Below are 22,690 nucleotides of genomic sequence, written 5' to 3'. Positions count from 1 at the left end.
AGCGAGAGACCGAAGTGGCCTGACGTCTGGGGACGTTCGTCTGTACACAACTGGGGAGCTAAGGCCGTACGCCGACAAACCTCGCCCGTTGCGTAGATGACTGACTGCCCCGCGCCCGGAAAGCCTCCCGCTTTGAACGGGATCACTCGTACGGTGATGTGTTCCCGCGCGGACAGTTCCACGATGTGCGCGAGCTGCGCCCTCATCGTCTCGGTCCCGCCGAACTCGATCCGCAGCGCCGCCTCATGGATGATCGCGTCGACAGCGGGCGGGTCCGGCCGGTCCAGGACCTGTCTGCGGTCCATCCGGAGGGCCAGTCGCGCTTCGAGGTCGGCTTCCGCCAAGCGCGGGATGACGTGACTGAACACGGCGCGGGCGTGGTCCTCCGTCTGGAACAGACCTGGCAAGTGAATGGGAACCGCGATACGGATCTGTACGGCGTGCCACTCCAGCTCGGCGATGTCGAGCAGATCGGCCGGCAGCTGCCCCCGGTATGCCTCCCACCAGCCCTTCTCCCGGTCGCCCGCCATCGCGGCGAGCGCATCGATGAAGGCCGTGTCGGGGCAGCCGTAGTTGGCGGCGAGCGTGCGTACGCGCGCTGCACTGATGCCGGATCGGCCGGACTCCATGTTGGGGATGTTCGTTCGTGGTACGTCGAGCAGTCCGGCCGCGAACTCGGTCCCCATGCCTGCCGACATCCGCATCTTGCGCAGCTCCGCCCCCAGGCGCCGCTGGCGCGCGGTGGGTGTGCTCCTCGGCGGCATGTGCTCTCCCTTCGGGCGTGCTCCGCACAGTCTGCCCGGGCCTTTCGTGCTCGGTCCACCAAAGGCAGTGGCAATCCTTGCATGAGGTAGTACACGTACTCCTCCATGCCCTACAGTCGGTAACGCGTCACTCACGCACGGCGAGTTGGAAGTGCATCGCGCGAGCCTGCCCGCAGTCTCCTCCCCTGGGAGGGGCAGTCCCGCGTCAGGGAGACAAGCCACTGTTCGCCGCTGCGTGCGTACGAAAACGGGGCCAATTGCCGCACGTCTGAAGGGAGTTCCGCATGTCCGGAATTGTGACCTACACCCAGTGCCCGCCCTCTGACCCCGCCGCCGTGCCACTCACCCCCGGCGACCTGACCTACAGCCTCACCCTCCCCGGAACGCTTGCCAGCGCGGCCATCGCCCGCGCCGCCGCCCGAGTCGTACTCGACGCGCATGATCTGCGCGAACTGACCGACCCGGCCCTCCAGGCCGTCAGCGAACTGACGGCAACGGCCTGCCGGTTCACCGGTTCCGCCGACGTCTACCTGTCCCTCCGCTACCGGGACGACGCGCTGCGCGTGATCCTCTACGACGGACATCCCCGTCACGCCAACCCCCGCCTGGCCGCCGCCTGTGACGCCCGCCGGCGTTCGTCCCTGCGCCTGCTCGCCTGCGTGGTCCGGGCCTGTCGGGGCGAATGGGGCTTCGGCGACGCCCGCGAGCCGGGCGGTGGTACCCGTATGTGGGCCGTACTGCCACGCGCCGGGGCCGACGCCTACGGCGAGGGTGGCCGCGACCTGCGCTGAACAGCCCTGCCATTCCCAGGCGTTGGGCCCGGATTTGGGCCCGTGGGCCCATGTGCGCCAGCAAACTACCTCGCTAGTGTCGTGAGCATGTCTGGCATGGGTGGGGTTTCAGGGGTGGGTGGCGCGGGGGCGTCGGCCGGATACGGCGGCCGTGCGGCGATGCCGCGGCTGTTGGTGTGGGCGCGGGCGGGGCTGTTCGTGCAGGCGGGGCTATCCCTGCTGGGTGTGCTGGCGGTGTGGCTGGGGGTCGACGGGATGTCGGCCCGGCTGGCCGGGATGCTCGCATTTGCAATGCTGCCGGGCGTGGTCGGGCTGGTGCTGTGCCGGGCCATGTGGGAGCGGGGCCGCTGGGTGCCGTGGCTGGTGCTGGGCGTTCAGGTGTGGTGGGCCTGGCGGTCACTGGGCTTCTTGGCGGACGGTTCCTGGCGGGGTGTCACTCAGCTGTTCCTGCCGGTGGCTACCGCCTGGCTCATCACGCGTCCGCAGGTGCGAGAGTGGTTCGCTCTCGCACCTGAAGCCCGAGCCGTACGACCGGAGTTCTCGCTCCCGCACATGATGACGTGGCGGCGTGATCGGGGTCAGACGTCCACCGAGTACGTCGGGATGCTGGTCGTGGTCGTGGCGGTGATCGGCAGTCTGGTGACGGCCGGTTTCACTACCGAGATCGGCAGGTCTGTCGGGGCGGGGATCTGCCGCGCGATCGGCGCGGACTGCGGTGATGCCGGCGCGGGTGGCGACACAGGCAGTCCGCAGGCGGACGACCGGAACGACTCCGCGGACCCGCTGCCGCAGGACGAGCCAGTGCCGGGCGGCCAGGAGCCGCAGGGCGAAGCCGAGGACCAGCCCGAGCCGGAGCCGGAGCCGGAGAAGAAGGACGGCGACGATCGCAATGCCCTGGAAAAGGGGCTGGACTGGTTCGGTGATGAGGTCGTCGACCCGGTCGTGGACACCGGCAAGGAGTTCGGCGGAGGTGTCAAGGACAAGGTCGTCGAGGAGTACTACGACGGCCCCAAGCAGCTGATCGAAGGCCTGGCCGACGATCCACTTGGCACGGGCAAGAAGCTCGCGACCGGCGTGGTCAACGAGGTCAAGCGGCCCTTCGTGGAGACGTACGACGCCTGCAAGACGGCATCCGGCAGCCCCACCGCCGGGAACATGAACAGCTGCGGGTGGAAGATCGCGGGGCGGTTCTCACCCATCGGCGCGGTCGACCTGATCGTCGACGACGACGTCAAGCAGTCCGTCGCGGACGGCAACTGGGCCCGCGCGGGCGGCCAGTTCATGTACAACGGCGTCACCACGGTCCTGCCCTTCATGAAGGTCGGCAAGGGCTTCAGCCTGATCAACAAGATCGACAAGAAGCTCCCCGACGACAAGACCAAGGACAACGAAAAGCCGGACCCGGACGCCAAGGACAAGGACCGCGACCCCGCCAAGTGCCCCACCGGCGGAGCAAAGCCCAGCAGCTTCACACCGAGCAACGGCAGCACTCGCCCGTACGCCCGCACGTACCATGTACTGGCGGGCAAGACCCCGGTCCTGGTTCACAACAGCAATTGCGACTTCAAGATGGGCGTTGCTGACGAGAAGTACGACAAGCATGTCTTGGGGCTCGATGATTCCGGTAACCCCACTCGCACGCCCGATATGCCGGAATATGACACGCCTGATGGGTTTGAAAGATACGTCGCGGATGCCAAGGCTCTAATGTGCCCCGGAAATTGTCCGGCTGCTGTTCGTGAAGCTGTCCGAAGTGATGGCGTTATTATTCGAATGGACTCGCAGGGGAGGATAGGCATGAGAAACGGAAGCACCATCACGACCTACTTCCGACCGGACGATCCGCTCGCATATTTCACGAGAGAGGCAGCCCGATGACTCAAAATGGCGGCAGTTTCCGCGACGAGTTCTCTAGTTTCGTTAGGGCATCGGGTCGGTGGCGTGACACCGAGCCTGAGGCGCTTCTAGCCCGTTGGTCGACGTTCGTTGAAAATTGCGAGCAGGGTTACCAAGGTGACGCTGAGGACTACTTCAATGATCTGACCTCAAGGGATTCTCTGGAGCGAGCCATGACCGCCGTTGAGTTGCAGAAATTCCCCGAACTCACCCAACTGCGCGCGGAAGTGGAAGCGGTGGATTCGAGGTTTCGTGCACTTCTTCTCCCAGACGTTTTCCCCGGGATCTCGGAGGAATTCTGGTGGGCTCGCGGTGTGGTGAGAGCCGGGAGGAAGCGCCTAGTGGAGGACTTGCGGCGTGAATATCACGTTGAGGTGACGGAAATTAAGTAGGTCGCCGACTTCGCGCTAGCATAAGTGAAGCCCCCGCCAGATCGGATCTGACGGGGCGATGTGATGCGGAACTCGTCGCGCACGAAGGAGCTGAGTGACGGACGTAAGGCGTATCTTGGAAAGGATGGGTCGACAATCGTGATCCACGACCCGATGCACCCCGATGGCGGCACCATTTTCCGCAGAGATCCAACAACGGTTGACGAGTATTGGGATGGGCTGAATTGATGCCCGAGAAGCTTGCGTCTGCAAGCGACCTGCTTGCCCAAGACGAGATCGATCTACTGATTCGCGCACTCCTGGAGTGGGGAGGTCCTGCTCGGTGCAGCGACGAGCTGGCCGTGGCCATGGGATTTTCGGGAATGCAGGATCTCCTGGATCAGTGCCGGCGGCTCCGTGCTGCACTGAAAGAAGGTATCCCCCTGCCTCCGGCGGACTGGGCTCGCGTATTGCTCGCTACAGAAATTGTCTTCGTTAGTGATCTTGCGGGAACGGGGTTCGAGTGGTCGACAACGACAGGGATTAGTGACGAAAAGGCCATTCGTACGCTGCGTGGCATACAGCGAAAGCTGGGAAAAGTGGTTCGCCCTTACTACGGTAAGCGGCCGAGCGTATAGAGTCGCGCGTTTCCTTCTCGGTTCTAACTCATCCTTGCAGTGCGCCGATCGAAAAATGGTTCGGGGCCGATATGGGGAGGGCGTGTCGATGTCGAGGCTTCCGCAAGAGCCCGGTGAGGTCCAGGAGGAGACGGTGCGGGTGGCGCGGGCGGCCTTCCCGAAGCTCAATGAACCCCGCCGACATTTATCCGCGCTCCCGGCAGGATGGAGACATGGACCTGAACCTCCAAGGTCAAGCAGTAAGCCGTGTCTGCTTCGACGCAGCCTTCACGGTCCTTACCAGCGAGGATTGTGAGCTGCGCGTTGAGACGGACGCAGTCATTCAGGCGCCAGGCGGGGGTCAAGAACCCTTCGATCCGGAATCCCCGGGTACTGCTGCTGTCCACCTGGTGCGCCTGACGCGTGATGTGATCACCATGGCTGAGGTGGGGAACTCTGGGAATCTGGTGATTTCGTTCGATAGTGGCGCGGAATTGACTGTTGCTCCGCATGACGAATATGAAGCCTGGGGGCTTGTCGGGCCGAACGGGAGGCGTGTGACATGTATGCCAGGAGGTGAGGTTGCGCTGTGGAGTGGACTGTAATCCTCAGAGGTGAATTCTGATGGGAGGTACATCGCCGCGTGGGGAAGGTCCAGCTGCTGATCGCGTCGCGGACTTTCGGCTCATCGTCCAAGACGTCTTGCGTGCGGCCGATGCTTCGTGCGGAGTCGAGGTTCTTGAGCCAGATCTGGAACGTGCGCTCGAGGTGCTGCAGGGAAACGCTGAGCTGAGACCCCAATTTGAGTCTGAGCTCATTATCCTGATCGACTCAATCGGGGAAGGTGTCGTCGAATTGGTTTCCTTTGTGATGCATGAGTTGCGGTGGCCGGCGCTTGAGGAAGCGATCAGGCATAGGATTTCGAATCCTATGAGGAACGTCAGTGATCTTCGGCTCTACGAAGCGATGTTGGATGCACTCTCTGATTCATGGCGCGACCGCGATCTCTATGCAAGATTCAGTCAGTAGAACTGGGCACCACTGAGGAAGAAGCTGTGAGCGTACAGAGGGCCTCGGACAGTCCGGGTGGTGAGGCAGTCCATGGATGAGGTGACGCTGGGTTCCGCGGTATTCCGCATCGAGGCCGGTCGGTCTCTCGAATCGATGCCCAGTTTTGGCCTGGCCGATGTGGCTGTCGGCCCGACGCACACAGCAGATGAGCATGAAGTGCACCTGCATGAGACGTTCGGCTGCGGACACTGGATCTACTCAGGTACGGAAGAGCTGCGATTCTCCGTTCAGGATCTTGGTCTGGTCAGTGCATGGCTGGGGGTACCGGTCGACGGTGGTGATGCACACCAGCTGCTGTCGGCCTGGACCGACAGGTCGGTGATCAGGGGAAGTCTGAAAGCGGAGGCTGTTCGCCCGTTCGAGCTCCCGCATGAGGTTTCGCGCCACTTCAGCTTCGAACATGACCTGCTGGCCTGCTTCGTTGCCGATGTGAGCGCGTGCGGGGACCGAGTAGGGCTCGAGATCGCCGAGGGTCTGGAGCTGCTCTTCGCCGACGGAAGATACGCGGGCTGGCTGCTGAAAGCGCCTGAAACCGCCTTGGCGAAGGGTCCGGACCACCCGGGCGTCAGGGAGAGAGATCCTGAACTGATGGGCTGGCTCGCTGAGTTCTTTGCGCTCACCAGGGAGAGTGTGCTCGCTGACATCGAGCTGGGCGACGATACGGAAACGCTGGACGCGTTGCGTGGCCTCCTCGACAGGATCGACCTGGAGCACGATCCGCACGAGCGCCGTCAGGTGTTGCATGACGCCCTGGCCTATACGGTCGAGTGGCTGGCGGACTGACCCAAGGGCGGCGCTTCAAGGCCTACACCACCCTTGGAGGGTCCGGTTGTTGTCAGGTCCAGGGTGGGGGTTGTGCTGGTGATGGCCAATGCGTTCACCGTCGCCGCGCTGACGCCGGCCGAGTTGGTGGCAGCCCTCGCGGCGGTCCTGGGTGTGGCGCCGGCCGATGTTGATGTAGCCGATGCGAATGGCGATCAGGAAGGACGCCATTGGGACTCCCCGGTTCTGTGTACGTATGAGGTTCCGGATGGAGGTGACTTGCGCTTGATGCTGGATGTCTACGTCGCGGAGGAGCAGGCTGGAGCGCTCACCGAATCGGATGCAGCCAGGCGCTTGGCTGCATGGACGGGAAGCACGATCCTGTGGCCTGCCGCCGAGCCGTATCCGAGTGCCTACTGGGCTGTCACTCCTGTCGGCGCTGCGACGCGGGCCAGGGTCACGGCGTCAGATGGTGACGAGATGCGTTTCACCGTCGATGCCGTTGAAGCGACAGTGCCGGATCTGCCCCATGCGCGAGTCCAGCTCCTCCCAGAGATTCTGCGGTTGCACCCAGTCTCCACACCGGCGTCGCATGTCTTTCTCGCTCCGCTCCCCCCGGCGGATCCGGGTAGCGAGCAGGATCAGATCCGGGTGGCTCTTTCCTGGTGGGAACGACTGGCGCGGAGGATGGAGGACGGCTGGCCTCCGTCGGGACGCTACTCGGCAGAGATGTATGAGGAGGACTTGGCTATGAGGGACTTGTTGGAAGAGCTTGCACCCGGGATTCCTTCGAGATTCCAAGCGGGCTTCCTACGCGCCCTCAGGGACGTCGACGCCGTGTACGAAGCTCACACACTTCCGTGTCCTGACGAGACAGGGGACGGCGGGTGGTGGCGTCGACGACGGCCCCAGCTCATCACTCTTGAGGACTGAGTTGAGGAAGAAGTGCCTCGTGGCGTTCGATGGTGGAGCGGGAATGGCCGCATGCCGGCATCAAGTTCGGAACCCGTAGCTGGTGGGGACTTCAGACGATCTTGGATAGTATCCATGGCCGCCCGGCGTTGAGCTCGCACAGAGCGGTGAGGGGGTTCAGGTCGTGCCTTCGGACGGTGCAGAAGTAAACGGCGTGTCGCTACCTGCCGATTTTCTCGAGGAGTTCACTTCCGGGCTTCTCGCGATCTCGGCCGACTTCGTCGAGCAGGTCGGAAGCCGGCCCACGCTCGGAGAGCTGCTGGAGATTCTCGGCTGGGCGGCACCGGCGCAGAGCGAGTTTGTGACCGACGCGCTGGCGGTGCCGCTGAAGTTCAAAGCGAAGGCGAAGGGAAACAGGCGCTACGAGGAAGGTAGAGATTCACGTGTCGGCGAATTGAACGACTCGGTCTTCGTCGGCGCCGCCGACCTGCTGGCCTCCCTCGCCGAGAGCTCCGCCGCCGTACACCGGCAGCCAGTGTCGGCGTCGGTGTTCGCCTCAAGCGTCGCCTTGGCGCTGAAGGCATCGGCGATCCCTCTCCTGGACGCCAACAGCAAAGACGTGCTGAGCCTCGCCGTCGACCTTCCCAAACGGAAGCGAAAGCCCAGGATCGGCGACACCCTGTCCATCCCGGCCAAGGGCAGCGGATACCACCTGGCCGTAATCTTGGCGCGCAACGCCTTCGGCACTGCTCTCGGCTTGTTCCTGGGCACGTTTCCGTTGCCGAGGGTTGTAGCCGCGGACCGTGATGCTGTATTGCCCCACCCTGTCTATACGGACGAGCACCTGATCGGGTCGGGGCTCTGGAACATCGTCGGTCACAACGATGACCTGCTCGAGCTTTTCCCGGCCAAGCCTGAGATCTACCACGCGCCGGATCTGACGGTCCCTGGTGTAGAGCTCGGTGAATTCGGCGCGGCTGAGACAGCCGACGGCGAGATGCGGCTCCTCGGGGCTTACGAGGCCCGCGACGTCGGCCTCACCGACGGCACCTACCAACAAGGCTACGTGGGCGAGGAACTTCAGCGACTCCTCGACGACGGCTTTGCTGGTCCGGCTTCCGCCACTTGATTCGAGGAGGTCCGGAGGTCCTCATGGTGAAGATGGGCACGGCCGGTCGGCTGGTCGGTGGAGACGACGAGGGCCGCTCTATCCGGGTCGATCTGCTGATGGACCTTGCCGAGACTCAGGAGGAGCGGGGAGACGTCGAGGGTGTGCCCATCCGCCTGGCTGACGACCCCGGCATGGAGATCAACTGCATGGGCGAGTGCCGGGTTCTGATGCCCGCCTCGGCTCCGTCGACAAGCTTGACCAGGGTGACGTCAATCGGACCGCAGGACGAGAGGCTACGGAGGCAGGATGCGACGTGTGGTGAGGGGTTTCTGGGGACCGCGGGAGGAGTCGGCCGAGGCGCTGGCCGGACGCTGGAAGCTGACCCTGGACCGGCTTGCCGAGCTTCTCCCGGCGGCGGGTTCCGGGTCCGGGGCGGGCCAGGTGTGGACGTGGCGGCACGTCCACACGTCCGGACCCGCCACTGACTTCCGGCCTGACGAGGCGTCCCTCCTCGCCGCCCTGCGCGTGGAGCGGGCGGCCGACGGGTGGTCGGACCGTACCGGCTACGGATTGGGGCTCGTCAGCGGGGACGAACAGCGCTGGAAGATCGACATCAGCAGCCGGGCGGGCGGGGCCTCGGAGTTCCTGCTTCAGGCCATGGTGATCGGCATCGACTCGCCCGACGGTGCCGAGATCCCCGACGTCGCACTCCTCTCACTTGTCGCCGAGGCTTGGGAGCCCGACTTCGGCGATGTGACCGACGACGACATGCTCGACGCCCTGGAGGACGATGCCGGTTTCGGCCCCGATGAGCCTGCCGTCGGTTGGGTCGGCTACCTCTCGGCGGGTCGCGCGGCCCGGGTGCCGGCCGACGTGAAGGCTGCCCGCAAGGAGGTGCGCAGCGGCGGCATCCTCCTGGAGATCGCACCGCGTGGCGACGTGGACGGCGTGGTCCGCGCCAACGAGCAGCTGCGGGACGTCGGCGCGCTGGAACCGCTGCCCCGCCCGATGGGCCGGGCCGCGCTGTGACCGCCCAGGCGGGTGAGGCATTCGATACCGACCGGGCCGTGTCCCACATCGAGGCGCTGCTGTCTGAGCCCGTTCCGGTGGCCGGGTCGACGGTCAGCGAGGAGGAGGCGGTCACGGAGGGGTGGACCGTGACCAGGGGTGAGGGTTTTCTCATCGTCCCGCTCTGGGAGGGCAGGAGCCTCGTGGGTCTCCGGGATCCCGAGTGGAGCGAGGCGCTGGAGGCAGCCGAGGGGTACCTGGCCGACCTCGTACAAGAGTTGCACCGCCGGTGGGGCTCGCATCGGCGGGTGGCCATGCATGTGCCGCTCTTTCGGAAGCAGGCGGGTCAGCCCATGCCGGCGCTGTTCCAGGCGCTGTGCGACAACGACTCGTACGGGGATCTGACGGTGTGGGGGCCGGTGCCGGTGGGTGGCGAGGAAGGCGACGGCCGGTGGATCGGAGTCTCCGTTGGCCACAGTGATGGTGACGCCCCGCTCGTCATGGTCGCCGTCGTCAGCGACCGGCCGATCACCGAACTGGAGGACCAGCCGTAAGCGGTGCGCAGGACCTGCCACTCGGAGGGCCGGCCGGACCACCCCGGCGTCAGGGAGAGAGATCCTGAACTGATGGGCTGGCTCGCTGAGTTCTTTGCGCTCACCAGGGAGAGTGTGCTCGCTGACATCGAGCTGGGCGACGATACGGAAACGCTGGACGCGTTGCGTGGCCTCCTCGACAGGATCGACCTGGAGCACGATCCGCACGAGCGGCGTCAGGTGTTGCATGACGCCCTGGCCTATACGGTCGAGTGGCTGGCGGACTGACCCAGGGTCGGCGCTTCAAGGCCTACGCCATCCTTTGAGGGTCCGGTTGTTGTCAGGTCCAGGACGGAGGTAGTGCTGGTGATGGCCAATGTGTTCACCGTCGCCGAGCTGGCGCCGTCCGAGTTGGTGGCAGCCCTCGCGGCGATCGTCGGTGTGGAGCCGGCAGATGTCGATGTGGCCGATGTGAACGGCGATCAGGAGGGACGGAACTGGGACGCGGCCGTGCTCTGCGGCTACCACCTTCCTCCCGGCGGGGATTTGGCAGTGATGCTCGACATCTACATCGCGGATCGGGTGCCTGTGCAGCCGGACGAACCAGAGTTGTCCAGGCGCCTGGCGGTGTACGCCGGGACGACGGTCTTGTATCCGGCGGAGTCGCACCCCCATAGTGCGTACTGGGCCGTAACGCCTGACGGGTTGGTGACCCGGGCTCGTCTCGAGGCCTCAGACAACGACGAGCCGTCGTACACCGTGAGTGCGGTCGAGGCACCGGTACCGGATCTCCCGGGGGCGCAGGTGATGGTGCTCGAGGAGATCCTTTGGGAGGAGCGCATCGGCACGCCGGTGACTGACGCGTTCAGGGCGGCCACGTTCGAAGGTGAGCCCGGCAGTGATCAGGCTCGCACGCAGGTGGATCTGTTGCTGTGGGAGCGGCTGGTGCGGCGGCTGGAGGCGGACTGGGAGCCTTCTGGGCGCTACCGGGCCGATCTGTACGAGCAGGACCTTGAAGTGCGGGACGAGTTGGAACGGATCCGGAGACAGATCCCGACCGAGTACGCAGCAGCGTTCCACACAGCCTTGAGTCGGCTGGATGTTCTCTTCAGAGACCACACCGTGCCCGGCGGGGGCGCCGAGCCGGGAAACGGCGGCGCCTGGTGGCGACACCGCACACCGCGCCGCATTCCCTGGGGCTGGGAATAGCCGTCTCCCTGCATCCGACGTCGGCGATGGAGTACCTGAGGTTCTCGTGACGAGCGAACGGAACGCGAGCCTGGGCCAGCGTTCTGACCTGGATGTGTGAGGCAGACGTGGAAGACATCCTGTTCGGTGAGATGCCGGTGCGCGTGGTGCCTGGTGATCCAATGCCCTGCTCCGTACGACTGAGCCTTAGTGACCTGCTGGTCATCTCGGGGCCCTATCGGAGCGCGGACGACCATGAGGGGCACCTTCTGGAGACGAGTGGCGCCGGGACGTGGGTCTACGACGCCAGCGATGAACTGCGGTTCTCCTTGGACACTGGTGAGCTGGCGAGCGCCTGGTTTCAGATTCCGGGGAGCCTTGCTCCGGGCCGCGCTGATCTGGGTTCATGGCTGGGGGCCGGTCGTGTCGAGGGGCGGCCGGCAGTTGTCCCGGGCAGCAACTTTGACCTGCCGCCCGGGTCCGTGCGGTGGTGTGAGGGTTCCGGCTCGGTGCTGGTCTGTCTGACCGATGAGGGCTATTCGGGGAACGCAGCCGTCCGTTCGCGGCTGCGGATCGCGCAGGACCTCGACGTACTCATCGCCGATGGGCAGTACGCGGGTTGGCTTCTGGAGCATCCCGCCAGACATCTCGGCAACTCCTGGACGGGGCACCCGGATTTCCCCGAAGATCCCGAACTCGGCGCTTGGCTCGCGCGGTACTTCGCCCTCACCGATGACGTCGTGTTCGAGGCGATCGAAGACGGTGATGGCACACCACTCGATCGTCTCAAGGAGCTGCGGGCGGACGTCCACAGCGAGGAAGGGGACCGGCCCCGTCGCAGGATCTTCCGGGACGTGTTGGACGAGCTGATCGGCTGGCACACTCCCGCCCATGGTTGAGGCAAGGCCGGGCGGCGAGATCTCCCGCTGCCACAGCCTGGCGCGCGCGTGGAGATTGACCATGCTGGTCGCGCAGTGAGACTGGCCGCGGAGTGCTCGGTCAACGCGATGCTCTATGGCGCGGAGTACGAGATCCGACAGTAGTGCGGGGTCTTTGGACCCGCTTTTGGGCCCGTGGGCCCATGTGAGCCAGCAAACTGCCGCACTAGTGTCGTGAGCATGTCTGGCATGGGTGGGGTTTCAGGGGTGGGTGGGCGCGGGGGCGTAGGTCGGATACGGCGGCCGTGCGCCGATGCCGCGACATTTCCTTCGGAAGCGCCCTAGCGTAACGCTGTATATGCGGAAAGGGTGACGCGCTAGTGCGTGTCACGCAATTGGGGAGAGAGATATGGGTGTTGATGTCGTCCTGATGCAGGCGCATCAGCCTGGCACGAGTCCAAAGCGGCGTCAGAGGCAGCAGGTCGATGTTGTTCTAGATGGTGCAGATACATTCGCTCGACTTTGCGAAAAGAGTCAAAAGCCCATGCTCGGCAGGGTTGATCCGTACGGGACGCTCGCTCTGACGGCGGAAGATATGGCTCAGTTCATTTCCGAACTCGAGTCTCTGCGAGAGAGTGTGACTGTGGCGTCGCACAAGTCTCTACTTGAAAGCATCTGCCACCTGGCGCGGCGGTGTTTGGATGACCCGACCCTGGAGATCAGCCTCGAGGGTGACTGATGTTGATCGATTCGCCAAACACGTCCGGGTAGCGAGCTGCGCTTGCCGCTGAGGTCGTTATGCAGAGACCCCCGCTTCCGGGCTCGCCGGGAATCGATCCCCACCTTTGGCCTGACGGACGTGGCTGTCGCCCAGATGAGCATGACGTGCACCTGCATGAGATGTTCGGCTGCGGCAGTGGGGGGCTCCGGCGGTGACGTTCCGGTATGGGCGACAAGCCGCATGCGACGCACGCGGAAACCCAAGAGAGCCGAGTCATGGTGAGGATGCGAACGGTCGGTCGGCTGGTCGGTGGAGATGACGAGGGCCGCTATATCCGGGTCGATCTACCGTGGACGATTTGGGCATGGCGCCGTGCTGCGTACGTTGCCCCTTCCGAGCGACGTCCTCCCCCGGTCAGCCCACTGCCCCTCCCTCTACCCCCTTGTGCATGGGCATTCCTGGACGTGTTGTGGTGAGGAAGTGAGTTGAGAATGAAGTACCTCGTGGCGTTCGACAGCGAAGTGTGGAGACTGGCACGGCACTTGCTGGCCGCGGCGCTTGGGCGGGATTGGCCGGATGCCGACGTTCAGGTGTCGGAACCCGTCGACTCTGAGGTGCGCGACGTCGAGTGGCATCTGGTGGTTGGTGGAAGAGAGATTGAGGGTTACTCCAACGTCAACGGCCAGTGCATCTACCTCGTAGGGCCGCTCGATCTCGCTGCCCCATTTGTTGTCTGGTACCGAAAGCTCGTGCCGGAGAATGAAGAGGTCATCTTCTGTGACGATGCTTACAGCTTCGATGAAGAGGTCCGATTGGACACCACCGAGGAAGAAGTTGTAGCGATGGCTGAGGCTGCGTTCTGAGTCAAGCCTGTCAGCGCTGAGCGTACAGATGGCCGCGGAGAGGCCGAGTGGTGCGGCAGTCCATGGATGAGGTAACGCCCGTGGAGTGACATTCCACATCGAGGCGGGTCGGCCTCTCCAGTCGAGCGCGATGGACGCGATGGAGACGATCTCGAGCCAGATCTGATTCCTCGCCGCGTGGTGCTGGGGCAGGTTGCGCCGGCCGGTGTCGCGGGCCTTTCGGCTGCGCGGCCACGTCTGCTGTGTGTTGCCGGGGGTGATGGAGTGCCATCGCAGAGTTGGCCGGAACGCACATGCGTTCTCCGCACATGTGACCGACTGTATGTACTGTCTGACGCCACGCATGGGGAGTGCGGGGTCTCGTGAGTCCTGAGCGGCTCATGGGAGATGCTCTGGGGAGGGCGCAGTGCGCATGCACGGTGAGCGGTTCGGGGTACGACTCTCGGCACGTTGGCGGTCGTTGGCGGTCGGCACGCTCGTGCTGGCCTTGGCCGCCGGCACAGTGTCCGCGGAGGCAGCTTCACCGCCACCCTCGCCGTCGACCTCCGCGTCGGGCGGCGCGACCCCGTCGCCGCCGGCTTCCCCGGTGCCCAGTGTGAAACCGGCGTCGCCTGTCCCACCGAAGCCGACGGGCAGGTCCTCCAAGGCTGCCGCCGCGGGTGAGCCGACGACCAGCAACGCGGTCTATGCGTATGACGCGGTGGGCCGCCTGGTGGGCGTGACGGATCCGGCCGGGGAGACTGCCCGGTATCGCTTCGACGCGGCGGGCAACCGATTAGGCGTCGACCGGTTCGCGTCGAGTGAACTGTCCGTGTTGTCGGTTGTCCCGGTGCGGGCGGCGGCCGGTGCGAAGGTGACGCTGTCGGGTACCGGATTCTCGGCCACGGCGGCGTCCAACGCGGTGTCGTTCGGCGGCGTGGCAGGCGAAGTGGTCTCGGCCTCCCCGACACGTTTGGTGGTGACAGTTCCGGCCGGTGCCGCGCATGGCAAGGTCTCGGTCGTCGTGGGCGGGAAGAGCGTTGAGTCGCTCGAGGCGTTCACGCCCGCCTCGTCCGGACCGTCGATCTCGAAGATCGAGCCGGGTTCCGGCCAGGCCGGTACAGAGGTGAAGGCCACGGGATCAGGCTTCGCGGCGGCGGCCACGGACAACGTGGTGCGGTTCGGCGGCGGGATCGTGGCCGAGGTGGTCGGGCGTACCGATACGGCTCTGACGGTGAAGGTGCCCGCGGGAGCGGTCACCGGGCCGGTTGAAGTGGAGACCCCCGACGGACTGGCCGCCGCTGCCGCTCAGTTCCGCGTGCAGTCCGGTGGAGCCGGTGAGATCGAGTCCTCCGCCACTACGTCCGCAACAGATGAGACTCCGCCGACGCTGTCGGTCACCACTCCGGGCAACCGGGCGCAGGTGCTGTTCGACGCCGAGCAGGGTGAGGACGTCGGGCTCGGGTTCACCGGGAAAACGTTCAACCAGTCCGTGACGGCGAAGCTCTACGATCCGCAGGGCGTGCAGGTCGGCACAGGGCGTTCGTTCTCCGGTGCCGAGGCGGACTGGGAGATACGCGATCTGCCGCTCGCTGGGCGGTACTCGCTGATCATCGACCCCGGGCCGAACAACATCGGCGCGGTGACGGTGACTCTGTCGCACCCGCGGACGAGTGTGCTGGATCTCGCCGGACCGACCGCTGAGGTGCAGCTGACGCGTGCCGGTCAGGACGCGCAGTTGACCTTCCCCGGGGTGCAGGGGCAGTCGCTGAGTCTGGGCGTCGATACCGCGGGCATGACCAAGGCGACGTACGCACGGCTGTACGGCCCTGGCGGCGATGAGGTGGACAACGTCTTCGTGTCCGCCAAGCGCAAGGGATCCCTGGACGTCGACGCGCTGCCGGCGTCGGGCCAGTACACGGTGATCATTGACCCCGAAAACGGCGGCACAGGCGCGCTCAAAGTCACCGGATCGCGCTATGCGGATGCAGGAACCCTCGATCCGGCAGGCCCCGCAGTGGAGTTGGCGATCACCCGACCGGGGCAGAACGGCATCGCGCGGTTCTCGGCCGAGGCAGGACAGCGGGTGTCGCTCGGCGCGGCGAGCACGGGGCTGGGCACGTCCACCGAAGTGGAGATCCGCCGTCCGAACGGGACCCGGCTGGACTACTTCACCATGTCGGACCGCGCTCCCGAGGACTGGGACAGCGAGCCACTGCCGGAACCGGGGACGTACACGATCGTCGTCGAGCCGAATGAACTGGGCACCGGCACACTCGCTCTGACGCTGTCCCGTCCCGTAGCTGGTGTCCAACTGTCCACGACAGGGCCCTCCGGCACGGCTGCTGTCAGCCGTTCGGGCCAGAACGCGGAATGGTCCTTCCGGGCCGCGGCCGGGAACTTCCTCTCTCTGGGCCTCACCGGCAACACGTTCAGCTCGACGGTCCACGTGAGCGTCATCGCGCCCTCCGGCGCGAAGGTCGTGGACGAGAGGTACGTTTCCGCCGGCGCCGCCGGCACGATCGGCTTGCCCGATCTGGGGGAGACCGGCTCCTACCTGGTGATCGTGGACCCGAACGAGGGGAAGACAGGGACGCTGGCACTGACGCTGTCCGCCGATGTGCTTGCACCGGTATCCGCCGACGGCGCCGAAGTACCGGTCTCTGTGGGGCGGGCCGGACAGCGGGTGCGGGCCCGCTTCACTGCTGCGGACACCGTGTCACTCGGCGTCGCGGTGACCGCGAACACCGTGCCGCAGGCCACGGACATCCGCCTGGTCGGTCCGGGCGGCGGGGTGGGCACCTACGTCGGAAACGTGTCCAAAAACTCGGCAGAGGCGAAGTACCTGAACGGACTGACGCCGGGCGCCACCTACACACTGCTGTTCGAGCCCGACAAAGCAGCGACCGGCGGCATGACGCTGTGGCTGTCGAAGCCGGTCCTGGCAGGGGCGTTGTCGGTGAGCGCACCGACAGCACAAGGTCAGATCACCCGTCCCGGTCAGCAACTGGAGTTCACCGTCAACGTGTCGGCGGGCGACGGAGTCGCTGTCGACTTCACGGGCACCACGCTGGCCGGTCTGTCGCGTCTCTTCCACCGCGCACCCGGCGCCGCGGGCGAGGAGCAGATCGACACCCTGAGCAGCCAGGCTTTGGACGCCGACTTGAGGGCCCCGCTTGCCGCGGGCTCGCACCGCCTCTCCATACGGCCCATGGACGCGACCACCGGACGCACCAACGCGTCCCTCGTGCCGGACATCGACGGTGGAAACCTTGAGGTGGGAGGCGCTCAGCGGGCCGCCACCATCATCACCGCCGGACAGAACGCCCACTACACCTTCACCGGTACCAAGGGCCAGAAGCTGACGGTCGGGCTGAAGACACCGCCGTACGACTGGTCGCTCTCCGTCTTCGGACCGGACGGCAAGTGGCTCGTCGACTCGCGGTACATGACCTCCGCCAAACTGGCCGACGTTCTTCCCGTCCTTCCTGCCGCCGGTGTCTACACATTGGTGGTGAACCCGCAGTCCCGCAGGACAGGCACGTACACGCTGGGCGTATCGGCCACGGCCGCCGCTGCGACCACGGCCGCCGCTGCGGCCACAGCCAGCAGCCCGCATCCGCAGACCACGGAGAATGCGCCGGCAGCCAAAGCTCCGGCCGGCCTGGTGCCCTCGGGTGCGGATGCGTGGCAGCCGGGGAAGGTCAACCTGTCCGGCCAGGACTGGATCACGGCCCGCGGCCGTGCCCCGAAGGCCCCCGCCCAGTTGCGGGCTCCGCCGGGAACGACTGCGCTGACCGGGCGCGTACTGAAACTCGACGGAAAACCCCTGCCCAAGGTCACCGTCCGGGCCGGGAAGAAGTCGGCACGCACGGATGCCCAGGGCCGGTTCCTGCTCCCCGGAATCAGCGCGGACGCCACCACCCTGGTGGTGGACGGCGCGAGTGCGAACAGCAAGCAGCGGCAGTACGGCCGGTTCGACATCCGCATCACGCCGAAGGCCGGCACATCGGTGGACGTCGGATTCCCGGTGTGGATGACCCCGCTGGACACCAAGCACACCGTGAGGTTCGCCGCCCCCGCGAAGACCGAGGTGGTGCTGAAGACCCCGAAGATCCCGGGCCTCGAGGTACGTATTCCCAAGGGCTCCGTGGTTCGTGACGAGCAGGGAAAGCCCGTCACAGAGCTGGGGATCACGGCGATTCCGATCGACCGGCCACCTTTCCCGCTGCCGAAGAACAGCGTGGTGCCCGTCTACTTCACCGTGCAGCCCGGCGGCACCTACGTGTTCCCCAAGGGCGCGCAGGTCATCTACCCCAACTACACCCGCGAAGCCCCTGGCACCCGGGTCGAGTTCATGGACTACGACCCGAAGAAGAAGGGCTGGTACGTCTACGGCTACGGCAAGGTGTCCGCCGATGGCCGCCAGGTTGTCCCGGACGCGAAGACCCGCGTGTGGGCCTTCCACGGGGCGATGTTCAACGTCTCCGATCTCGTGCCCTGGGACGTGCCGTGGCTGAAGGACACCCTCGACTGGCTCTCCGGCGACCCGGTCGAGCTGGGCACCGGCCTGCTCACCGACTCGCGCACCGACCTGGCTGTCGCTGATGCACGCGGATCGGCCGAGGTCACCCGTACGTACTGGCAGGGCGACACCCGCACGAGGGCCTTCGGCATCGGGCGTGATCTCTCGTACAACGCGTTCCTGCACTCGAAGCAGCAGTACAAGGAAGTCGACCTGTACCTGCCGGGCGGCGCGAAGCTCCACTACGTACGGACGTCACCGGGGACCAGCTTCAACGATGCGGTCTTCGAACCCCTCGACACACCTTCCGAGTTCCATGGGTCGAAGATCGTCAACGGAGACGGCGAGTGGGAGCTGCGCTTCCGTGACGGCACGGTCTGGATCTTCCCGCAGTACGCGGCGCTGAAGGAGATCCGCGACCGGCACGGCAACACGGTCAGGCTGACCCGGCTGAACGGCAAGAAGGGCGAGATCACCCGCATCACCACGCCCGGTGGCCGCTGGATCAGCCTGGCCTACGACGCCCAGCACCGGGTGCGTGAAGCACGCGACAACACCGGCCGCACCACGACCTACACCTACGACAGTGCAGGCCGTCTGGAGACGGTGACCGACCCGGCGGGCAAGGTCAGCCGCTATACGTACGACGGCACCACCCACCGCATCAAGACCGCCGTCGACGCCCGCGGCATCACCTACATGACCAACACGTTCGACACGGACGGGCGGGTCAGGGAACAGATCCTCACCGAAGGCGCCAAGTACACCTTCGGCTACACGAAGAACGGCGCGGGAAAGATCACTGCCTCGGAGGTGACCGAGCCCGGCGGTGCGGTGCGGCGAGTCGAGTTCGATGCCGGCGGCTATGGCGTCTCCGACACCCAGGCCTATGGATCACCGCTGGCCCGCAAGACCATCTACCAGCGAGGTGCCTACCACCGCATCGATGCGGTCACGGACCCGTACGGCCGGCGGACCGAGCTGACTTACGACACCAACGGGAACATCACCTCCACCCAGGAGCTCGCGGGCACCGCGAACGCCCGCAGCTCGGGCACGGTCACATACGACGGCCCCTTCGACCAGCCGACCAAGGCGACCGACCCGCTGGGCAACAGCACCACCTTCGGCTACGACCCGTCCGGCAACCTGCACACGGTCACCGACCCGGAAGGCCGCACCACCAGGCTCAGCCACACCGCCGACGGACAGATCAAGACGGTCAGCGACGCCTCCGGGGCGGTCAGCGAGTACATCTACCGGCACGGCGAACGGGCGTCGGCAAGGGACGCCGAGGGCCGCACCTCCGGCCAGTTCAGGGACGCGGCGGGTCGCCTGACCGTGCTGACGGACCCGGCCGGTTCGGTCACCACCATCGCCTACGACAAGCTCAACCAGACCAGGCGCACCCTCGACCCGCTGGGCCAGTCGATCAGCTTCGACTACGACGACAACGGCAACCTCACCACACTCACCGACGCCCGCAGCAACACCACCACCTGGGCTTACGACCAGGCCGACCGGCCCAGGACGGCGACCGACCCGCTCGGTGCGCAGGCGAGCTTCGCGTACGACGCGGCCGGCCGGATCACGCAGGCCATCAGCCGCTCCGGGCAGGCGGCCACCGCCGAGTACGACCTGCTCGGGCGGCCGAAGAACGCCAAGCACGGCGTCAACACCCTGGGCCAGGCCGAGTCGACGGCCACCTACGCCTACGACGGCGTCGACCTCCTGGCGAAGATCACGGACACCCAGGCGGGTACCCAGGCCTTTACCTACGATGCCTTCGACCGGATCCGCTCGACCACCGGCCCGACCGGCACGGTCGGTTACGACTACGACAACCTGGACCGCCGCAAGGTAATGACCGCGGCCGGAGTCACCACCACCTACGGCTACGACAAGTCCTCCACCCTCACCTCGGTCAGCGCCGGCCCGGACACCGTCACGTTCGGGCTCGACCGGGTCGGCCGTGAGAAGACCGCCACCCTGCCTGGCGGCTTCACCCGAAGCACCGGCTACGACAAGACCGGCACGCTCACATCGATCGCCTACACCCGCGGTGCCGGCACGGTCGGCGACCTCACCTACAGCCGCGACATCCGCGGCCTGCAGACCGGCCTGACCGGCAGCCTCGCCAACGTCGCCCTGCCCGCGGCTGAATCCGGCGCCACCTTCGACAAGGACAACCGCCTCACGCAACTCGGCGGCCGCTCCTTCACCTACGACAGCGACGGCCGGCTCAAGACCGACGGCATCCGCGACTACACCTGGAACGCCCGGGGCCGGCTCACCGGACTCACCGAAGCCGGCCGGCCCTCGTCCTTCACCTATGACCCATTCGGCGGCCGCAGCGGCAAGACCATCGGCGGCACCGCCAACAGGTTCCTCACGGACGGCTCCAACCCCCTCGTCGAGCAGAACGGACTCGGCGAAACCACCGCCACAGTCACGACCTCGGGGCTGGACCGCTTCCTCACCCGCACCGAGGCCGGCAAGACCCAGATCTACCTCACCGATGCCCTGGGCACCGTCGTCGGCCTCGCCGATGCGGACGGCTCCATCGCCACACGCTACGCGTACGACCCCAACGGCCGGGCCACGGCCAGCGGTGCCACGTCATCGAACCCGTACACCTTCACGGGCCGGGAAGACGACGGAACCGGCCTGCTCTACTACCGCAACCGCTACTACGACCCCGCCACGGGCCGCTTCATCAGCCAGGACCCCATCGGCCACGCCGGCGGGCCCAACCTCTACCAGTACGCGCTGTCGTCCCCAACGACCTACACCGACCCTTCGGGCAACAGCCCGTTGATCGCCGGCTGCCTGGCGGGAGGCCTCACCGACGGCCTCATTGACTGGGGCTTCCAACGCCTTTCCGGTCGCAAGGTCAACTGGGGCCAGGTCGGCAGTGCCGCTGCCATGGGATGCGCCTTCGGAATGGTCGGAGCAGGCATCGGCGCGAAGTTGGGCGCAGGCGGTATGTGCAAGTCGCCGAACAGCTTCACCGGTGACACCCCGGTGATGATGGCCGACGGCACACGCAAGCCGATCAAGGACGTCAACGTAGGTGACAAGGTCGTCGCCGCCGACCCGGAAACCGGCGAGAGCGGCCCCCGCGAGGTCACCGCTCTCATCAAGGGCAGCGGCGACAAGCAGCTCGTCGACATCACCATCAAGCCCGGCGGCCCGGAGACCACCGCAACAGAAAGGCTCACCGCTACCAACGGCCACCCGTTCTGGGTCCCTTCACTCCGTAAGTGGGTCGACGCGGGCGAACTCCAGCCCACCCAGTGGCTCCGGACGAGCGCCGGCACATGGGTTCAGATCACAGCAGTACAACAGCGCACGGAATCAACGACGGTCTACAACCTCACGGTCGCCGACCTCCACACGTACTATGTGCTGGCGGGTGCCACGCCGGTCCTGGTTCACAACTGTGGCGGTGCCCTGAAGGGCGCTCAGCAAGTCGCTGATGCGTCAGCATCCATTCGCCCGTCCGCGTCAAGGCCGGCGGTTGCGGAAGCGATTCAGCTGTCGAGTGGGCGGGTCATAGCGAGTGCCAGTGTTCGCGGGGCGAAGGTTCGCATGCACCCGGCCGTTCAGGCAGTCCTCAATACGGTCGCTCCTGGCGCACGCGGTGTCGGCCATGGGCAATGCGGGATGGCTGTATGCCTCTCACAGGCACTCTTTAGTGGAGAGAGCCCAATAGGCGCCGATGCGGCAGCGGTCTTGATCAGAGGCGACGTTGGACATCCCAAGCATGGGTTCCCGGTAGGCCCGTGTAATAGCTGCAAGGCTCTTTCTGAGCACTTCAACCTCAACTTCTTGACAGGTGGCTAGGGTGAGTGAGCTATCCGAAGAGGCGGAGCGGGCACTAAGGCTCGCGGGTTGGTCGCCTGGTCGGTGCGTTGATACATCGGCCTGGCGTGCCCGACTAGAGGGCTCCGGATTCGTCATGCACGAGGCGGCCGAGGGCTTCCTCTCTGAATTCGGTGGTCTGTCTTTCGAGTACGGTGGTGACGGGATTTCACGGGCGCGAGAATCCTTCGAATTTGATCCGCTACTCGGACTCGGCGAGGATGACAGGTTCGGCGAGTGGGGTGAATTGATCGGGCGGAGGCTGTTCCCGATTGGTGAGCTTGATCAGGGACGGTATTTCCTTGGTCTCGACGAAGCGGCGACGATCTACCTTGTGGCCGATTGGCTGGGGCAGTTTGGTGTCGGACTCGACGGGATGGAGAGTCTCATTCTGGGCGTCGCGCCACAAGTGCTCTACGATTGCTATCCGAAACCTTGATTGCCGGATTAGGCTCGAGCGTGCACGATTTACCGAGTTTGACGGAACGGTTGCAGCCAGAATCCCGCAGGCTCGAATTCCGGCGGGCTCGCGCTGAGGCTCCTGCGGGCGAGCAAGGGTCGTTGTCACGGATGCAGGCGGCCTGGCAGGTTCCTACGGGTGAGACGCCGAGGTCGAAGCGTCGGCGTGAGGGTCCGAGAGTTCCAGAACGCGATTGGGGTGGTCATGCTCAGGCGGCGTACGTTGCTGGGGGCGTCCTCCGCGGCAGTGGTTCTCGGTGGAGGGGGGTACGTCGCGGCTCACTCCGGGATCTTGACGGGAGCGGGCGGCGCCAGTAATGCCCCGGACTGCATTCGCGGGGTCTTACCTGCGCCGCATGCTCGCTTGGTTGCCTTGG

General features: G+C 65.7%; 17 protein-coding genes. 16 read left to right on the top strand and 1 reads right to left on the bottom strand.

Translation table 11 applies throughout. The features are described 5' to 3' along the window. A partial coding sequence (locus ACWV17_RS05755; protein WP_455358738.1) for a helix-turn-helix domain-containing protein occupies positions 1-764 on the bottom strand: 764 nt, incomplete at its 3' end. Positions 765-1,048: 284 nt separating this feature from the next. Between ACWV17_RS05755 and ACWV17_RS05750 the strand changes: the two genes are divergently transcribed. From ACWV17_RS05750 to ACWV17_RS05675, 16 genes are all read left to right on the top strand, one after another. Further along, positions 1,049-1,555, top strand: coding sequence for an ATP-binding protein (locus ACWV17_RS05750; protein ID WP_455358737.1), 507 nt, complete (start codon positions 1,049-1,051; stop codon positions 1,553-1,555). Positions 1,556-1,636: 81 nt separating this feature from the next. Further along, positions 1,637-3,433 (top strand): hypothetical protein, encoded by a 1,797-nt coding sequence (locus tag ACWV17_RS05745; protein WP_455358736.1) that lies wholly within the window; start codon positions 1,637-1,639, stop codon positions 3,431-3,433. Between the two features lie 1,239 nt (positions 3,434-4,672). Beyond that, positions 4,673-5,044: a DUF6188 family protein gene (locus ACWV17_RS05740; RefSeq protein ID WP_455358735.1), complete on the top strand. Its 372-nt coding sequence runs from the start codon at positions 4,673-4,675 to the stop codon at positions 5,042-5,044. A 19-nt stretch (positions 5,045-5,063) separates the two neighbouring features. Then, on the top strand, positions 5,064-5,468 hold the full coding sequence (locus ACWV17_RS05735; RefSeq protein ID WP_455358734.1) for a hypothetical protein: 405 nt from the start codon (positions 5,064-5,066) through the stop codon (positions 5,466-5,468). A gap of 72 nt (positions 5,469-5,540) precedes the next feature. Further along, a complete protein-coding gene (locus ACWV17_RS05730; RefSeq protein WP_455358733.1) occupies positions 5,541-6,293 on the top strand; it encodes a hypothetical protein in 753 nt (250 codons plus the stop codon). A gap of 72 nt (positions 6,294-6,365) precedes the next feature. Then, positions 6,366-7,205: a hypothetical protein gene (locus ACWV17_RS05725; protein ID WP_455358732.1), complete on the top strand. Its 840-nt coding sequence runs from the start codon at positions 6,366-6,368 to the stop codon at positions 7,203-7,205. Positions 7,206-7,368: 163 nt separating this feature from the next. After that, on the top strand, positions 7,369-8,313 hold the full coding sequence (locus tag ACWV17_RS05720) for a hypothetical protein (protein ID WP_455358731.1): 945 nt from the start codon (positions 7,369-7,371) through the stop codon (positions 8,311-8,313). Between the two features lie 288 nt (positions 8,314-8,601). Continuing rightward, entirely contained in the window at positions 8,602-9,324 is a 723-nt protein-coding gene (locus ACWV17_RS05715) for an Imm52 family immunity protein (protein WP_455358730.1), read from the top strand. Positions 9,325-9,362: 38 nt separating this feature from the next. After that, on the top strand, positions 9,363-9,857 hold the full coding sequence (locus tag ACWV17_RS05710) for a hypothetical protein (protein ID WP_455358729.1): 495 nt from the start codon (positions 9,363-9,365) through the stop codon (positions 9,855-9,857). Between the two features lie 72 nt (positions 9,858-9,929). Beyond that, positions 9,930-10,124, top strand: a complete 195-nt coding sequence (locus tag ACWV17_RS05705) for a hypothetical protein (protein WP_455358728.1) — start codon at positions 9,930-9,932, stop codon at positions 10,122-10,124. A gap of 72 nt (positions 10,125-10,196) precedes the next feature. Continuing rightward, positions 10,197-11,045, top strand: coding sequence for a hypothetical protein (locus ACWV17_RS05700; protein ID WP_455358727.1), 849 nt, complete (start codon positions 10,197-10,199; stop codon positions 11,043-11,045). 107 nt (positions 11,046-11,152) lie between these two features. Continuing rightward, the gene (locus ACWV17_RS05695) at positions 11,153-11,923 is read left to right on the top strand and encodes a hypothetical protein (protein ID WP_455358726.1); all 771 of its coding nucleotides are present in this window, start codon (positions 11,153-11,155) and stop codon (positions 11,921-11,923) included. Between the two features lie 388 nt (positions 11,924-12,311). After that, positions 12,312-12,641: a hypothetical protein gene (locus ACWV17_RS05690; RefSeq protein ID WP_455358725.1), complete on the top strand. Its 330-nt coding sequence runs from the start codon at positions 12,312-12,314 to the stop codon at positions 12,639-12,641. A gap of 473 nt (positions 12,642-13,114) precedes the next feature. Continuing rightward, positions 13,115-13,486: a hypothetical protein gene (locus ACWV17_RS05685; RefSeq protein WP_455358724.1), complete on the top strand. Its 372-nt coding sequence runs from the start codon at positions 13,115-13,117 to the stop codon at positions 13,484-13,486. Between the two features lie 586 nt (positions 13,487-14,072). Beyond that, positions 14,073-21,836 (top strand): RHS repeat-associated core domain-containing protein, encoded by a 7,764-nt coding sequence (locus ACWV17_RS05680; RefSeq protein ID WP_455358723.1) that lies wholly within the window; start codon positions 14,073-14,075, stop codon positions 21,834-21,836. After that, the gene (locus ACWV17_RS05675; RefSeq protein WP_455358722.1) at positions 21,829-22,293 is read left to right on the top strand and encodes an SUKH-3 domain-containing protein; all 465 of its coding nucleotides are present in this window, start codon (positions 21,829-21,831) and stop codon (positions 22,291-22,293) included. The genes ACWV17_RS05680 and ACWV17_RS05675 overlap by 8 nt, the downstream gene beginning before the upstream one ends. Positions 22,294-22,690: the final 397 nt, after the last annotated feature.

It is taken from the genome of Streptomyces mabaensis, from assembly GCF_053763515.1.
Note: the sequence above shows the minus strand (reverse complement) of the source record. Positions and strands in the feature narration are given on the sequence as shown.

What these genes read in the sequence shown, in the direction of transcription:
- ACWV17_RS05735 (WP_455358734.1), top strand. Translation starts at nt 5,064, where the DNA reads ATGGGAGGTACATCGCCGCGTGGGGAAGGTCCAGCTGCTGATCGCGTC.
- ACWV17_RS05685 (WP_455358724.1), top strand. Translation starts at nt 13,115, where the DNA reads ATGAAGTACCTCGTGGCGTTCGACAGCGAAGTGTGGAGACTGGCACGG.
- ACWV17_RS05740 (WP_455358735.1), top strand. Translation starts at nt 4,673, where the DNA reads ATGGACCTGAACCTCCAAGGTCAAGCAGTAAGCCGTGTCTGCTTCGAC.
- ACWV17_RS05750 (WP_455358737.1), top strand. Translation starts at nt 1,049, where the DNA reads ATGTCCGGAATTGTGACCTACACCCAGTGCCCGCCCTCTGACCCCGCC.
- ACWV17_RS05730 (WP_455358733.1), top strand. Translation starts at nt 5,541, where the DNA reads ATGGATGAGGTGACGCTGGGTTCCGCGGTATTCCGCATCGAGGCCGGT.
- ACWV17_RS05705 (WP_455358728.1), top strand. Translation starts at nt 9,930, where the DNA reads ATGGGCTGGCTCGCTGAGTTCTTTGCGCTCACCAGGGAGAGTGTGCTC.
- ACWV17_RS05690 (WP_455358725.1), top strand. Translation starts at nt 12,312, where the DNA reads ATGGGTGTTGATGTCGTCCTGATGCAGGCGCATCAGCCTGGCACGAGT.
- ACWV17_RS05715 (WP_455358730.1), top strand. Translation starts at nt 8,602, where the DNA reads ATGCGACGTGTGGTGAGGGGTTTCTGGGGACCGCGGGAGGAGTCGGCC.